16 protein-coding genes are annotated in these 13,641 nt (G+C 66.4%); 7 read left to right on the top strand and 9 right to left on the bottom strand.

Annotated features, from left to right (window positions below):
* Window positions 1–36 precede the first annotated feature (36 nt).
* From AC5O77_RS07540 to AC5O77_RS07525, 4 genes are all read right to left on the bottom strand, one after another.
* Window positions 37–798, bottom strand: a complete 762-nt coding sequence (locus AC5O77_RS07540) for a hypothetical protein (protein WP_478056935.1) — start codon at window positions 796–798, stop codon at window positions 37–39.
* A gap of 161 nt (window positions 799–959) precedes the next feature.
* Complete coding sequence (cfa, locus tag AC5O77_RS07535) at window positions 960–2,075, bottom strand: cyclopropane fatty acyl phospholipid synthase (protein ID WP_049421515.1); 1,116 nt, start codon at window positions 2,073–2,075, stop codon at window positions 960–962.
* Window positions 2,076–2,094: 19 nt separating this feature from the next.
* Entirely contained in the window at window positions 2,095–2,976 is an 882-nt protein-coding gene (locus tag AC5O77_RS07530; protein WP_049421528.1) for a DUF3298 and DUF4163 domain-containing protein, read from the bottom strand.
* Window positions 2,977–3,013: 37 nt separating this feature from the next.
* Window positions 3,014–3,316 (bottom strand): GNAT family N-acetyltransferase, encoded by a 303-nt coding sequence (locus AC5O77_RS07525; RefSeq protein ID WP_006455911.1) that lies wholly within the window; start codon window positions 3,314–3,316, stop codon window positions 3,014–3,016.
* Between the two features lie 209 nt (window positions 3,317–3,525).
* Between AC5O77_RS07525 and AC5O77_RS07520 the strand changes: the two genes are divergently transcribed.
* Window positions 3,526–3,687: a hypothetical protein gene (locus AC5O77_RS07520; RefSeq protein ID WP_165929939.1), complete on the top strand. Its 162-nt coding sequence runs from the start codon at window positions 3,526–3,528 to the stop codon at window positions 3,685–3,687.
* A 43-nt stretch (window positions 3,688–3,730) separates the two neighbouring features.
* Here the strand turns inward: AC5O77_RS07520 and AC5O77_RS07515 are convergent, their stop codons facing one another.
* On the bottom strand, window positions 3,731–4,357 hold the full coding sequence (locus AC5O77_RS07515; RefSeq protein ID WP_010486760.1) for a rhomboid family intramembrane serine protease: 627 nt from the start codon (window positions 4,355–4,357) through the stop codon (window positions 3,731–3,733).
* A 7-nt stretch (window positions 4,358–4,364) separates the two neighbouring features.
* On the bottom strand, window positions 4,365–5,930 hold the full coding sequence (locus tag AC5O77_RS07510) for a POT-type proton-dependent oligopeptide transporter (RefSeq protein ID WP_032129657.1): 1,566 nt from the start codon (window positions 5,928–5,930) through the stop codon (window positions 4,365–4,367).
* A gap of 163 nt (window positions 5,931–6,093) precedes the next feature.
* Between AC5O77_RS07510 and AC5O77_RS07505 the strand changes: the two genes are divergently transcribed.
* Window positions 6,094–6,942: an endonuclease/exonuclease/phosphatase family protein gene (locus AC5O77_RS07505; RefSeq protein ID WP_494506669.1), complete on the top strand. Its 849-nt coding sequence runs from the start codon at window positions 6,094–6,096 to the stop codon at window positions 6,940–6,942.
* A 132-nt stretch (window positions 6,943–7,074) separates the two neighbouring features.
* On the opposite strand, the gene AC5O77_RS07500 is transcribed toward AC5O77_RS07505, so the two are convergent.
* The gene (locus AC5O77_RS07500; RefSeq protein ID WP_005410310.1) at window positions 7,075–7,686 is read right to left on the bottom strand and encodes a superoxide dismutase; all 612 of its coding nucleotides are present in this window, start codon (window positions 7,684–7,686) and stop codon (window positions 7,075–7,077) included.
* Window positions 7,687–7,905: 219 nt separating this feature from the next.
* On the opposite strand from AC5O77_RS07500, the gene AC5O77_RS07495 reads away from it, so the two are divergent.
* Together AC5O77_RS07495 and AC5O77_RS07490 are read left to right on the top strand one after the other, a co-directional pair.
* Window positions 7,906–8,358 (top strand): guanyl-specific ribonuclease, encoded by a 453-nt coding sequence (locus AC5O77_RS07495; RefSeq protein WP_478056936.1) that lies wholly within the window; start codon window positions 7,906–7,908, stop codon window positions 8,356–8,358.
* Window positions 8,358–8,771: a barstar family protein gene (locus AC5O77_RS07490; protein ID WP_032129660.1), complete on the top strand. Its 414-nt coding sequence runs from the start codon at window positions 8,358–8,360 to the stop codon at window positions 8,769–8,771. The genes AC5O77_RS07495 and AC5O77_RS07490 overlap by 1 nt, the downstream gene beginning before the upstream one ends.
* A 523-nt stretch (window positions 8,772–9,294) precedes the next feature.
* Here AC5O77_RS07490 and AC5O77_RS07485 read toward each other — a convergent pair.
* Window positions 9,295–11,061: a hypothetical protein gene (locus tag AC5O77_RS07485; protein ID WP_494506668.1), complete on the bottom strand. Its 1,767-nt coding sequence runs from the start codon at window positions 11,059–11,061 to the stop codon at window positions 9,295–9,297.
* Between the two features lie 10 nt (window positions 11,062–11,071).
* Entirely contained in the window at window positions 11,072–11,671 is a 600-nt protein-coding gene (locus AC5O77_RS07480; protein ID WP_032129662.1) for an NfuA family Fe-S biogenesis protein, read from the bottom strand.
* A gap of 90 nt (window positions 11,672–11,761) precedes the next feature.
* On the opposite strand from AC5O77_RS07480, the gene AC5O77_RS07475 reads away from it, so the two are divergent.
* The 3 genes from AC5O77_RS07475 to zupT all read left to right on the top strand — a co-directional run bounded on the left by AC5O77_RS07475 (window position 11,762) and on the right by zupT (window position 13,433).
* Entirely contained in the window at window positions 11,762–12,112 is a 351-nt protein-coding gene (locus tag AC5O77_RS07475) for a 4a-hydroxytetrahydrobiopterin dehydratase (protein ID WP_494506667.1), read from the top strand.
* Window positions 12,109–12,525, top strand: coding sequence for an energy transducer TonB (locus AC5O77_RS07470; protein ID WP_032129663.1), 417 nt, complete (start codon window positions 12,109–12,111; stop codon window positions 12,523–12,525). The genes AC5O77_RS07475 and AC5O77_RS07470 overlap by 4 nt, the downstream gene beginning before the upstream one ends.
* A 98-nt stretch (window positions 12,526–12,623) precedes the next feature.
* Window positions 12,624–13,433, top strand: coding sequence for a zinc transporter ZupT (gene zupT, locus AC5O77_RS07465; RefSeq protein ID WP_006456115.1), 810 nt, complete (start codon window positions 12,624–12,626; stop codon window positions 13,431–13,433).
* Window positions 13,434–13,641 lie beyond the last annotated feature (208 nt).

The following is a 13,641-nucleotide window of genomic DNA, read 5'->3' as shown; positions in this document are numbered from 1 at the left end:
ACCAGTAGATCCACGCCATGCGTGGATGCTCTCCGGTCACCGCCGAAACAGTCGCTCCCACCACCGCCCTTTCGGCGTACCGGGCGTGGCAGCGGCAGTCGATGCGATATCCGGGTGCGCTGCCACGAACTCCGCCAGCTGTGCCGCCGCGGCCTCCGCATACAGCATCGCGCCATCCGGCGCGCAGTTCAGCAGATTGCTCAAGCTGGTCGATGCATTGAGATCCATCGGGTTCGGCTCGACCACCTCGCTGGCCTCCAGCAGTCCACAGCCCTTGGCGATGGCATCGTCGACAACACGCCAGAAAACGACCAGGCGTCCATCGGAGAACAGCTCCTCCAGGCGCGCAGCCAGTGCGCTGTCCACTGCATGATCAGCGCGTAACTGCTTCAGCCGGGCATGCGTGATGAACACGCCACCACCATAGTTCTCACGTAGATGGTTGCCGGCGGCAGCATCCGCCCACTGCAACGGCACCAGTTGCCGCCAGTCCGCGAAATAGCGGGCGACCACCGGATCGTCGATGAAAAACGAAAGGGCGCTCCCGCGGAGATAGTGATACCGCCGAAGGTGGCCGGCCACGATCGCCAGGTACAAAGCGTGCCCCTTCTCGAAAGGCACTTCTGCGCTGATCGAGCGAGCCTCCTCGATGCGCTCCTGCAGCTGCTCCATGTAGAACGGCTCGATCTGGAACCGCTGCTGCAGCTCGGTGACCAGCGCGCCATCCTCAAGCGCACGGAAATAAATGTCACGGATCTCGGATTCCGCAATCGGATGATAGGTGATGTCCCAACCCATGCTGCGATGCCTTCAGTGAAGCGGTGATGCCGCTGGTCGACAAGTTTAGCGCCCACGTCACTCCAGCCAGGCACAGCGCCGACAACGCTCGCGCATGACGTCAAGCGATGTCGCTTCTTCCACGATCCGCACCATCGGTCGCGCAGGGCAGAAGTGCAGCCTCAACGTGGCGCCACGTACCCACCCGGCACGCCTTCCGGCGACAGCACCAGCTGCCACAGCTGCGCGTGCCGGCAACGGAAGGTGGCCATCGACCCAGCCAGGTAAAAGCGCCACATGCGCCGGAAGTGCTCGTCGTAGCGCGCATCCAGCCGCGGCCACGCCGCTTCCACGTTGCGCCGCCAGGCCTGCAGGGTCAGGTCGTAATCGGTGCCGAAGTTGTGCCAGTCCTCCAGCACGAAGCGGCCCTCGAACGCCTTGGTGATCTGCACCGCCGATGGCAGCATCGAGTTGGGAAAGATGTAGCGCGCGATCCACGGGTCGGTACGATGCCGCGAGATGTTGGTGCCGATGCTGTGCAGCAGCAGCAGGCCGCGCGGTGACAGGCAACGCCTGGCCACCTCGAAGAAGCTGGCGTAGTTCTTGTCGCCGACGTGCTCGAACATGCCGATCGAGAAGATCGCATCGAACGGCTCGTGCAGTTCGCGGTAGTCCTGCAGGCGGATCTCGATCGGCAGGCCGGCGCACAGTTCGCGGGCGAACTCGGCCTGCTCCTGCGAAATGGTCACGCCGACGCCACTGACACCGTAGCGCTCGGCGGCGAACTTCAGGGCTTCGCCCCAGCCACAGCCGATGTCCAGCACACGCTGCCCCGGGCGCAGGCCCAGCTTGCGGCAGACCAGGTCAAGCTTGGCTTCCTGCGCGGCGTCGAGATCGCCGGCATTGCGCCAGTAGCCACAGCTATAGACCAGGCGCTGGCCCAGCATGGCCTGGTAGAGATCATTGCCGAGGTCGTAGTGGCGGCGGCCCACCTCGTAGCTGCCCTGTCCCACCTGCAGGTTGAACAGGCGCGCCTTCAGTGCATCGGCCACTTCGCGCCAACCGTGCACCCGTTCGTCCAGGTGCGCCTGCATCAGGTGGACAAGGAATTCATCCAGGACGTTGGCATCCCACCAACCGTCCATGTAGCTCTCGCCGAGGCCAAGCGAGCCGTGCGCCATGACCCGCGCGAAGAAGCGCGGGTCATGAACCTGGATATCCTGTGGCTGGGTACCGCCGATGCGGACCCCGGCTTCCTGCAGCAGGCCGGCGACCCGCTCCTGCAACCCTGTATCCACGCCACCTCCTCGACTGCGGTCAACCGCGTGCGAACAGCTCCACGTAGTCCTTGGCCACGTGCGGCAACAGCACCGCCGCCGGTACATCGGCGGTCTGGGTGCCGTCCGAGTATGGACCCACCTGGTACGGCGGGAAAACAAAGCGCAGCGCGGTGATCTGCCCCTTGTCGTCGGTCAGCGGCTGGAACTGGCTGAAATTGTCGGCCTGCGGGCCGGTGCCGTCGGCAATCATGCGCGATGCGTTGCGCAGCGATTCCTGCAGCTGGGCCGGATCCATGTCCTCACCGCTGAGGCGGGTGGCCACGCGTTCACGCAGCTGGTCGGCGACGAAATCGCTGATCGCCTTCCAGCCCTTGGCATCGGCCACCAGCTTTTCGGCGCTGAGCATCTGCTGATGCTGCGGCAGCCACACGAATCGGGCCACCAGCGGTTCGCCATGGGCGCCACCGGTGTAGCGGCTGCCATCAGCACTGACCACCACCAGCTGCGGGGTTTCCAGCAGCTTCTCGAAGCTCAGCGACAGCTCGTACGGCATGGTCGGCTTGTCATTGCCCAGCCCGTCCAGCGCCTGTTGCAGGTCACTGCGCGCACTCGTCGCATAGCTCTGCAGCGCGCGGGCCAGGCCCGGGTAGCGGTCGATGCCGGCCGGGTAGCTGATACCCACCACTTCGCGTTCGTTGTTCTCGATCACGTCGCGCAGGTCCAGCGGCGCTTCCGTGACCGGCGTTTCGCCTGCGGCGGTGGCTTCGGCGGCGGGCGCCGCGTCGGTCGCCGGTGCCGGCTCGCTTTCACGCTGGCAACCGGCCAGCAACAGCACGCCCACCACGCCGGCCAGCACGCTGCCGTGCAATGGCCGGTTGTTTCCAATCTTCATCGGGATCCCCTGTTCATGTTTGTACATCATCGCCTGCCATGGCTGAAGCTTGGCCCGCTGGCATTCAGCCAACGAGCAGGTCGTGGTATTCCTCATGCCGCTGCAGGAAGGCCTCGGCGTAGGAACACGCCGGCACCACCTTGTACTTCTGCTCACGGGCAAAACGCAGCGCCACACGGGTCAGCTCACCGGCGATGCCTCGGCCGGCAATCGGCTCGGGCACCTCGGTATGCGTGATGACCATGCGCCTGCGTTTGATCTGGTAGTCCAGCACCGCCAGCTGTCCGCGCACACGGGCGGTGAAGCGATGGTTGGCCAGGTCGTGTTCGACCTCGTAGGCCAGACCGGGGGGCGTGACCGAAGCCATGGAACTGTCTCCTGCGGCGACTGCGTGGATGGTGCGCAGCCGGGCGCCATGATCGCGTGAAGCCTGAACAGGGGCAAGTCCGTTCCATTCACGTCAGTTTGCGACCCTCAAGCTGGAGCACTGGCGGCCGCTATCGCCTGTGGAGGGGTACGGCCAGGCTGGCACGGCCCTTGCGACCGTTGATCATGTGCACCACCGCGGAGGCTCCGATGCACCCCAGCGATTCCCATTCAGATACCGACCGCGCCCTGCTGGAGGGCCTGCTGCAACTGGCCGTGGAGGGGCAGACCCAGGACCAGGATTTCCAGCGCATCGGCGAAGAAGTGTTCGCCCGCCTGCTGGATACCTACGGTCAGCAGCCCACGCTCTGAAACAGCGGGGGCGGATCGCTGCCGATCCGCCCCGCTCCCGTCATCAACCGCCGCCGAGGCGGAAGGTCGGGTTGGAGAGTTCGCGCAGGAAGTGAGTGAAGATGCTCGGCTGCATGGCCAGCATGAAGATCACGCCGAACGCCGCGCCTGCCAGGTGCGCGCTGTGGTTGATGCGGTCACCGCCGCGCTTGTCCATCCAGATGCTGTAGCCGACGTAGAACGCGGCGTAGACGATGGCCGGCGCCGGGATGAAGAACACCAGGATGATCGACCACGGCTTGATCAGGATGAAGGCGAACAGCACCGCCGACACCGCACCGGACGCACCCAGGCTGAGGTAGTTCGGGTTCTTCTGGTTCTTCAGGTAGCTGGGCAGGATCGAGACCAGCAGCGCACCGATGTAGAACGCCGGGTAGGTCAGGTAGCTGCCGGTCAGCTGCACCATCACGCTCTCGATGAATCCCCCGAAGAAGAACAGGGTGATCATGTTGAAGATCAGGTGCGACCAGTCGGCGTGGATGAAGCCATAGGTCACCAGCCGGTCGTACTGGCGGTGACGGTCGATGGCCGGCGGCCACAGGATCAGGCGGTCGGCCAGCTTGCGGTTGTTGAACGCCATCCACGACAGGATGGCGGTGATGGCGATCAACAGCAGATTGACGGGGGTCATGTCAGGCTCAGGCGCTACGGTAGTTGTCGACCATACGATAGCGTTTCGCGTACCAACCGAAGGCCAACGCCGCGACGAAGGCGAAACCGGCGAAGAAGAACATCAGGAACGCCGCCTCGCTCAGGCCCGTACTGGCGATCTTGTGGGTCACCGCATCGTTGCGCACCGCCGCGTTGGACAGCAGCACCCACAGGTTGCCGATGGTTGTGGTCAGGTTCCAGAAGCTCATCACCACGCCCTTCATCGCCTGCGGCGCCTGGCTGTAGGCGAACTCCAGGCCGGTGGCCGAGACCAGCACCTCACCGAAGGTCAGCAGCGCGTACGGCAGCATCTGCCAGAAGATCGACATGGCGTTGCCCCCGTCCATCACCACCTGGATGCCGCCGACCACGATCCAGGCCAGGCCGCTGAAGGCGATGCCGGCGGTCATGCGGCGCAGCGCGGTCGGCTCGAAGCCGAAGCGGCGCAGGGCCGGGTACAGCACCAGGTTGTTGAACGGAATCAGGATCATCACCAGCAGCGGGTTCAGTGCCTGCATCTGCGAGGCGGTGAACCAGCTCGGCATCTGCATCTGCTGGCCCTGCAGGACCCAGGTCGAGGCCTTCTGGTCGAACAGCGAGAAGAACGGCGTGGTCAACGCGAAGATCACCAGCACCCGCAGCACCGAGCGCACGCCTTCGACGGCTTCGGCCGGATGCTGGCCACGGGCGCGATCGAGCTGCAGCCAGGTGCCACCGCCGATACCGGCCAGGATCGATACCAGCGCCAGGCACAGGCAGATGACAATGCCCAACGAGCCAACCAGGCCGAACGAGGCCACTGCCAGCACCAGGCCGAGCACGGCGATCACCAGGCCCGGACGGCCCTGGCCGGCCACGCGCGTGGTCAGTGCGGTACGCACCACGTTGGCGAACGAATGCGGATCCTTCGGCGGCAGCGGCACCAGCACGTAGCGCTTGCGGCCCAGCCAGAACACGAAGGTGGCGATGAACATCAGGATGCCCGGGATGCCGAACGCCCACTGCGGGCCCCAGTTCTTCAGCACCAGCGGGATCAGCAGCGAGGCGAACAGCGAGCCGAAGTTGATGATCCAGTAGAAGGCGTCGAAGACGATCTTGGCCAGGTGCTTGTTGCTCTGGTCGAACTGGTCGCCCATGAACGAGGCCACCAGCGGCTTGATTCCACCGGCACCGAGCGCGATCAGGCCCAGGCCGAGGAAGAAGCCCTCGCGGCTGTTCTCGAACAGCGCCAGGCACAGGTGGCCGGCACAGTAGACCAGGCTGAACCAGAGAATGGTGTGGTACTTGCCGAAGAACCTGTCGGCCAGCCAGCCTCCGAGCAGCGGGAAGAAATACACGCCGATCATGAAGCTGTGCATGATGTCCTTGGCTTCACCGGCACGGCCTTCCGCAGTGATTTCCTGCAGCAGCAGCGAGGTGATCAGGAACTGCACCAGGATGTTGCGCATCCCGTAGAAACTGAACCGCTCGCAGGCCTCATTGCCGATGATGTACGGGATCTGGCGCGGCATCTTTCCCTGGCCGGCGATGGGGGCAACTGCGTCGTGGCTCATCCTGTAAGGCAATCCTGCAAAGCGAAAGGCGCAAGATTACCGGAAGCAGGGCTTGCGAAGCACGCTGCAGGGCTGCATGACAACGGTGCCAATCCATGGCAGGCAGCGACACTCCGTGCCGGAAGTCACGGCACCTGCACGACAAAAGCGTAAACTTATCGTTATGCGCGCCCTCGCCCCCGCCCGTCTCCTGCTCAGTTGCCTGGTGCTGCTGATGGCGTTGCAGGCACAGGCGCGGCCGCAGGCAACGGCCACCGCCGCCAGCGAGAGCGAGCCCCGGCAACTCACCGTGGCCGCACTGGAACTGCCCAGCCGCGATGACGCGCAATGGAAGTTGCGCCGTGAGCAGGTCGCACAGTTGCTGACCGACCTGCAGCCGGACGTGATCTCGGTGCAGCAGGTGCTGCAGCAGCAGGGCCGCAATCCGGCCTGCTGGCTGGCCAGCCGGCTGCGCTACAGCTGCGACTTCGTTACCGCCGATCCGCCCAGCCAGCCGTTGCGGCATGGCAACGCGATGCTGACCCGGCTGCCGGTCAGCGAGGATGGCGTGACCCTGCTGCACCCACCCGGCACCTTCAGCGCCGCCGGCATGATGCGGCTGAAGCTGGGCGAGGCACTGGTCAACATCTATGTGGCACGGCTGCGCCCGGACCCGGACGAGGCCACCGCCCGCCAGCATCAGACCAGCGACCTGATGACCTGGATCGGCGCCACCTCCGAGGGCATGCCCAGCCTGATCGCCGGCGATTTCTCCGCCAACACTGTGGAACTGGTTCGCAGCACGCCCGGCTTCCAGCCGGCCCGGCGCAATCCCGGCGGCCGCGCCGAGGCGCCTGCAGCCAGTGGCGGTGGCAGCAGTGGCCATGGCCTGGATGTGCTGTTCCAGGTCAAGCACTTCGGCGGCATCCGCCAGCAGCCGATCCTGTTGCCAGCCGACGGCGACCTGCCCGGCCTGCGCCTGGGCGTGATGGCTACGCTGCGGCTGCAGGGTGATACGGCCACGGCCGAATAGGTAGTGCCGGCCGCTGGCCGGCTCCTCGGGTACCACACGATTGCCGGCCAGCGGCCGGCACTACCGAATGACTCCTGCAACAGAAAAGGCCGGGGTCTCCCCCGGCCTTTTCAGTTCATCCCGTTACCGCGATCAGGCGATCGCTTCCTGGTAACGGCGCTCGACTTCGTTCCAGTCGATGACGTTGAAGAACGCGCCGATGTATTCCGGACGACGGTTCTGGTACTTCAGGTAGTACGCGTGTTCCCACACGTCCAGGCCGAGGATGGGGGTGTTGCCTTCCATCAGCGGGCTGTCCTGGTTGCCGGTGCTCTCGACCACGACCTTCTTGTCCGGGGTCACGCTCAGCCACGCCCAGCCGCTGCCGAAACGGGTCAGCGCCGCCTTGGTGAAGGCGTCCTTGAACTTGTCGAAGCCACCCAGGTCCTTGTCGATGGCCTTGGCCACGTCGCCCACCGGGTTGCCGCCAGCATTCGGAGCCATCACGGTCCAGAACAGCGAGTGGTTGGCATGGCCGCCACCGTTGTTGCGCACCGGACCCTGCAGGTTCTCCGGCAGCGACTTGAGCTTCTTCACCAGTTCTTCGACCGGCAGGTCAGCGTACTCGGTGCCTTCCAGCGCCGCGTTGACGTTGTTGATGTAGGTCTGGTGATGCTTGGTGTGATGGATTTCCATCGTCGCCGCATCGATATGCGGTTCCAGCGCGTCGTAGGCGTAGGACAGCTTGGGCAGGGTATAGGCCATGATGCATCTCCTGATTGCGAGGGCACCCGACGGTGTCGGGCGTTGCGCGGTGAATGATGGGGACAGACCGCCAGATTACCAAGGGGGATGTAAAGGAAATTGCGTCCTGCCAGTGAGCATGACGGCAATTGTTACGCAGCAGTGACGCGACGCCGTCCTCATGCACCGTGCAGCGCACAGGCGCTACAGTGCCCGCACCACCCTCGCCCGCCCCTGCCCATGCGCAACCCCCGGCTGCTGATCACCGCCATCGCCCTGCTGCTGCTCGGCCTGGTCGCCAACCATTTCATGCAGCGCCCGCCGGCGCCGCAGTTCGCGCCCGACCTGCAGGGCGCGCCTGCCGCGCGCGCGCCGGCCACGGCCGCAACCGGCAACGACAGCGGCCTGCCCGCATTCCTGCCCGCTGAAGCCCGGCAGACCATCGCCCTGATCCAGCGTGGCGGCCCGTTCCCGCACCGCCAGGACGGCAGCACCTTCGGCAACCGCGAGCAGCAGCTGCCGCAGCGCCCGCGCGGCTACTACCGCGAATACACCGTCGACACCCCCGGTGCGCGCACCCGTGGCGCTCGCCGCATCGTCACCGGCGGCGATCCGCCGGAGGCGTGGTACTACACCGACGACCACTACGAATCGTTCCGCAGCTTCACCGTACCGGCCCAGGGAGCGCAGTGATGAGCCACGATGATTTCGGCCTCGGCCTGCATGACATCAACAATGCAGGCGTTTACGCCATCGACAGCGACGACATCGGCGCACTGGCCGCGGCGATGCGCGATGCCGGGCTGAAGGTGATCCGCATCGACCTGGAAGGCGTGGCCGACAAGCGCACCCTGCTGGCCCGGCTGGCCGCGCAACTGGATTTCCCTGCCGGCTTCGGCGGCAACTGGGATGCGCTGTCGGACAACCTGCGCGACCTGCAGTGGCTGCCGGCCAACGGCTACGCGCTGTTCCTGGCCGACGTGGACACGTTGCGCGCCTCCACGCAGAAGGATTTCGACACGTTGCTGGACGTAATGGACGAAGCCAGCCGCGACTGGGTTGGCCGCGACGTGCCGTTCTGGGTGTTTCTGTCGCAGAGCGCGTGAGGTCATCGCCCAGGTAGAGGCCGGCCCTGGTCGGCACACGTGCTCCGGTAGATGCCGACCTTGGTCGGCGCTTCTGTGCCAACCAAGGTTGGCACCTACCAAAGTGCGAGCCGGCCAGCAGGTTGGCGGAGACGTGCCGTTCTGGGTGTTTCTGTCGCAGAGCGCGTGAGGTCACCACCCAGGTAGAGGCCGCCCCTGGTCGGCGCACGTGCTCCGGTAGATGCCGACCCTGGTCGGCGCTTCTGTGCCAACCAAGGTTGGCACCTACCAAAGCGCGGGCCGGCCAGTGGGTTGGCGGAGACCTGCCGTTCTGGATGTTTCTGTAGCAGAGCGCGTGAGGTCACCGCCCAGGTAGAGGCCGACCTTGGTCGGCGCTTCTGTGCCAACCAAGGTTGGCACCTACCAAAGCGCGCCAGCATGGCCGTCACATCCCGCGATGGGTCCATCGAAAAGCCCTCTTGTTGTTCAAGGGGGCGCGCCAACGGCGCGGGGATAAGGAAACATGCGTGGACAACGGGAGCCGTTAGCGGCTCCCGTTGTCTTCCTGCAGCTCTTTCTTGAACGGGATGTCCGGCGGCGGTCGTGCCACCGCTGGCTGGTCCTGCATGTTCGGATTGGTCAGTCCGCAGCCACCGCCGGCCTGCAGAATCGAGATCACGCAGGAGATCTTCGTACTGGTACCTGGCAACGGAATCTCCATAGCCTTGACGCCCTTGCGCACCCACTCGGCCAGCAGCGATTCCTGCGGCACCCAGTACTTGTCGAACGAGGTAGGCGTGTAGTCGTACGGCGGTCGCTTCAGCCAGGTGCCCGATTGCGCGATGCGTTCCTTGCTCCAGCCATCGTTGGCACCACCGGGGGCACCGCGCTCGGCACGCCCCTCGCCTTCCTGGCCCGGCACGCGGACGCTGCCATCGGCATTGAACAGGCCACTGCCCTTGCCGCTGGTACTGGCCTGGCGGGCGCCCTTCTCGGCGCCGTCCTGGTTGCGGCTCGATGCACCCCAGTCATCGCCCTTGGCGGGCGTGGCCCAGTTGCCCGGATTGGGGGCCGGGCGCGCTCCGGCCTGGGCCGGGGTCGTGCTGGATGCAGCAGGCCGCGCAGTGTTGCTGCTGGCCTGCGTCGCGCTGCCATTGGCTGCCGACGCGGGCGTTGCCGCGGGTACATTGCCACTGGAAGACGAAGGGGCTGCCGCCGGTGCCGAGGCTACTTCGCGCTCGCGCACCTGTACGTCACGACCCGCCGGCGCACGCACCGCCGGTTCACGACCGGCGACGGTCGCCATCCGCACCTGCGGATCGACCACCGCCTGCACCTCACGCTCGCGCACCTGCACGTCGTGCTGCGGCACGCGCACCTGCACATCGGCCGTGCGCAGCGGCTGCGACACCGCCGGTGCATCGACCGTACTGACTTCGCGCTCCTGCACCGGGATGTCACGCAGCTGCGGCGTCCGCACCGCGATCTGCGGCGCACGCATCGCGGTTGGGGTTGGCGGCGCCTGCACCGGCTGCACGCTGCGCTCGCGCACCGTGGGTGTGGTGTCACGCGGCACGATGCTGACCTCGGTGCGCGGCACGCTGACCGGCGGCACCACGAAATCCGTGCTGGCCTGCGCCACTTCGGTGGCCTGCACCGGCGACGGTGGCGGGGCCGCAAGCGGGGCCGGCTCGGCTTCGGCCGGCGGCGACGGCGCGCTGGCTGTCGGTGCTGGAGCCGGTGCAGGCGCAGGCGCCGACGCGGCCGCAGGACGCGGCTCAGGTGCAGTCGCGGCCCCTGCTGCCTGGCCGGCGGCAACCTGGCCGGCCGGTGCAGCCGCAGCCGCCTCGGCACCCGGCTGATCGCCTCCGCCCTCCTGGGAGGCGCGGCCGACGAATTCCACCTGCACACGCTCGCCTTCGGCGCCCTCTGCTTCCGGTGCCGTGGTGCGGATCACCGCAACCCACAGCAGCAGCATGAAGAACAGCAGGTGCAGCAGCGCGCTGGCCAACGCCGAGGTCCAGCGCATCCAGCGCTGATCGCGCGGCGCAGCGTCCCAGTCCTGCCAGAACAACCGGCGCAGCGCCTGCCACGGCGACAGCCGGGGTGATTGGCCCGGCGGTCCAGGCAGCGGGCGCGGCAGCAATACCGCAATCACTTCGCGGGCGTGGAACGGCCGCGGCAGCGGGCCCAGCGAGCGCAGCCACAGCGCCCAGCCATAGGGCAGGCGCGTGGACTTCTCGAGGACGGCGCGTGGCTGCTGGCGGGCCAGCAGCAGTTCGATGAGTTGCTCGGCCCGGGTCAGAGGCACGCGTCAGCGGTCAGGCGACGTTGCCGCGCGGGATATACGGCGCGTGGCCGCTGTCATGGTCGGTCGCGTCGCGCACGGCGGTCACGCCCGGCACGCGGCCCATCAGGGTCTTCTCGATGCCCTGCTTGAGCGTCACGTCGGCCATGCCACAGCCCTGGCAGCCACCACCGAAGCGAAGCAGCACCACGCCGTCGGACGAGACTTCCTGCACGGCCACCTTGCCGCCATGCGAGGCCAGCTGCGGATTGACTTCGTTTTCCACCACCCAGTGCACGCGCTCGACCAGCGAAGCGGCATCGCCGGGGGCCTCGCCCTTGATGCGCGGCGCCTTGATGGTCAACTGCTGGGTACCGGCGGTGCCGGCGACGATGTCGATCTCGGCGCCATCGAGCCAGCCGACGCTGCTCGCATCGACGTAGAGGGTGAAGCCATCGCAGTCCACCGCCCACTCGTCACCGAGCAGGTCGGTCGGTTCGGCGAACTCCAGCCGGGCATCGGCGCGCGGGGTGCCGGGCTCGACCGCACTCAGGCGCACGCCCATGCCGGGCACGCCCTCGCGTTCGATCAGCTTGCGGAAATGGGTCTGGGCAGTGTCGGAGATCTGGATCATCAGGCTATTCTAGCCAAGTAAGCGTCAACCGCTCATTCGGTTTATACACCGTCCGGCGCATTGTTCAGTCAACACGAGGTGGAGATTCCCATGGCCGACCTGATTCCACTGGCCCAGGCCCGTTGCGTGCCGCGCAAAGGCAGCGATCACAAGCTTGGCGAAGCCCGCCTGGCCGAACTGCTGCCGCAGATTCCCGGCTGGGAGCTGAGCGAGGGCGGCCAGGCCCTGTCGCGCACCTTCCGCTTCAAGGATTACTACGCCACCATGGCCTTCGTGAACGCGCTGGCCTGGATCGCCCATCGCGAGGACCACCATCCGGACCTGGGCGTGCACTACGATCGCGCGGCCGTGCGCTTCTCCACCCACGATGTGGGCGGCCTGAGCGAGAACGACTTCATCTGTGCGGCGAAGACTTCGGCCCTGACGGAGCAACTGCCATGAACGTACGTTTGCTGAGCCTGTCCCTGATCGCTGCGACCGGCCTGGCCGGCTGTGGCGCGTCCGAACCAGCGGCACCACCACCGCCGCCGCCGACCGAAGTGGCTGCGGTGAAGACACCGCCGCCGCAGTACCCGCTTGAGCTGGCCTGCATGGGTGTGGGCGGCACCAGCACCTTCAAGGTGACCATCGGCACCGACGGCAAGCCGAGCGAAGTGGCTCTGCTGACCGGTGCCGGCAACCCCCAGCTGGACGAGCTGGCCAGGACCGCCGTACAGGGCTGGCAGTTCAATGCCGCCACCCGCAACGGCCAGCCCGTGCCGGCCACGATCCAGGTGCCGGTGAGCTTCAACCCGCCGCAGCCGAAGCCGGACCAGTGCTTCGCCATCGAAGAACGCCTGCGCCGCGGCGGCTGATCGCGCGCGCCCCGACGAGGCCAGCCGACGCCCGCCTCGCCCTCCCCGCCCCGGGTTCATCCGGGGCGGTTGTCTGTTGACCAGGACCGCGTCGGTACATGCTGCAGATTCCCCCCGAAAATGTCTGGATCGCACTGGCGGTCACCCTCGCGGCCGGCCTGGCCACCGCCATCGGTAGCCTGCTGGTGCTGTTCTCGCGCCGCCCCAACCCGCGCCTGCTGGCCTTCGGCCTGGCCTTCGCCGGCGGTGCGATGGTCTATGTGTCGCTGTCGGAGATCCTCAACAAGTCCATTGCCTCGTTCGCACTGGCCTATGGCGAGCGCACCGGCTTCACCTACGGCACTCTGGCCTTCCTGCTGGGCGTGATCGTGATCGTGCTGATCGACCACTTCATCCCCAACCCGCATGACAGCCTGGACAAGCAGGACCCGGCGTTCCGCGAGAACAGCCGCGAGTACCTGAAGCGGGTTGCCCTGCTGACCTCGATCGCGATCACCGCGCACAACTTCCCGGAAGGGTTGGCAACCTTCTTTGCCACGCTGGAGAGTCCGTCGGTCGGCATGCCGCTGGCCTTCGCCATCGCCATCCACAACATCCCCGAGGGCATTGCGATTGCGGTGCCGGTGTACTTCGCCACCCAGAACAAGTTCTACGCGTTCAGCGCCAGCCTGCTGTCGGGCCTGGCCGAACCGGTGGGTGCGGCGCTTGGCTACTGGCTGCTGTCCGGATCACTGTCGCACGCCACCTTCGGCTGGGTGTTCGGGCTGATCGCCGGCGTGATGGTGTTCCTGGCGCTGGATGAACTGCTGCCGGCGGCCAAGCGCTATGCCAAGGGCCACGAAACGGTGTATGGGCTGGTGGCAGGCATGGGCACGCTGGCGATCAGCCTGGTGCTGTTCAAGTGGTGAGGGGTTTGCGACCCGCCCTGTAGAGTCGAGCCATGCTCGACTGCTCTTCGGCCGGGGCGCGCGAAAAGCCAGTCGAGCATGGCTTGTATGTTCCTCCCGGCTCCTACGCGGTATGTAGGAGCCAGGGTGGAGGGACCGTCAAGCATGCATCTGCGGATACTAGCCGACAGACGAGTCGAGCGATCCCCATCCCGCACACGAACGTCGA

It is taken from the genome of Stenotrophomonas sp. INTA L402-1, assembly GCF_059295135.1.
The sequence above is the reverse complement of the archived record's forward strand: the minus strand, read 5'-3'. Positions and strand labels throughout refer to the sequence as shown.

Excerpts from the sequence above, each read along its gene's own strand:
- zupT (WP_006456115.1), top strand. The coding sequence starts at position 12,624 with ATGCTGCAGATTCCCCCCGAAAATGTCTGGATCGCACTGGCGGTCACC.
- AC5O77_RS07495 (WP_478056936.1), top strand. The coding sequence starts at position 7,906 with ATGCGCAACCCCCGGCTGCTGATCACCGCCATCGCCCTGCTGCTGCTC.
- AC5O77_RS07510 (WP_032129657.1), bottom strand. The coding sequence starts at position 5,930 with ATGAGCCACGACGCAGTTGCCCCCATCGCCGGCCAGGGAAAGATGCCG.
- AC5O77_RS07525 (WP_006455911.1), bottom strand. The coding sequence starts at position 3,316 with ATGGCTTCGGTCACGCCCCCCGGTCTGGCCTACGAGGTCGAACACGAC.
- AC5O77_RS07470 (WP_032129663.1), top strand. The coding sequence starts at position 12,109 with ATGAACGTACGTTTGCTGAGCCTGTCCCTGATCGCTGCGACCGGCCTG.
- AC5O77_RS07500 (WP_005410310.1), bottom strand. The coding sequence starts at position 7,686 with ATGGCCTATACCCTGCCCAAGCTGTCCTACGCCTACGACGCGCTGGAA.
- AC5O77_RS07490 (WP_032129660.1), top strand. The coding sequence starts at position 8,358 with ATGAGCCACGATGATTTCGGCCTCGGCCTGCATGACATCAACAATGCA.
- AC5O77_RS07475 (WP_494506667.1), top strand. The coding sequence starts at position 11,762 with ATGGCCGACCTGATTCCACTGGCCCAGGCCCGTTGCGTGCCGCGCAAA.
- AC5O77_RS07505 (WP_494506669.1), top strand. The coding sequence starts at position 6,094 with ATGCGCGCCCTCGCCCCCGCCCGTCTCCTGCTCAGTTGCCTGGTGCTG.
- AC5O77_RS07540 (WP_478056935.1), bottom strand. The coding sequence starts at position 798 with ATGGGTTGGGACATCACCTATCATCCGATTGCGGAATCCGAGATCCGT.
- AC5O77_RS07480 (WP_032129662.1), bottom strand. The coding sequence starts at position 11,671 with ATGATCCAGATCTCCGACACTGCCCAGACCCATTTCCGCAAGCTGATC.
- AC5O77_RS07530 (WP_049421528.1), bottom strand. The coding sequence starts at position 2,976 with ATGTACAAACATGAACAGGGGATCCCGATGAAGATTGGAAACAACCGG.
- AC5O77_RS07515 (WP_010486760.1), bottom strand. The coding sequence starts at position 4,357 with ATGACCCCCGTCAATCTGCTGTTGATCGCCATCACCGCCATCCTGTCG.
- AC5O77_RS07520 (WP_165929939.1), top strand. The coding sequence starts at position 3,526 with ATGCACCCCAGCGATTCCCATTCAGATACCGACCGCGCCCTGCTGGAG.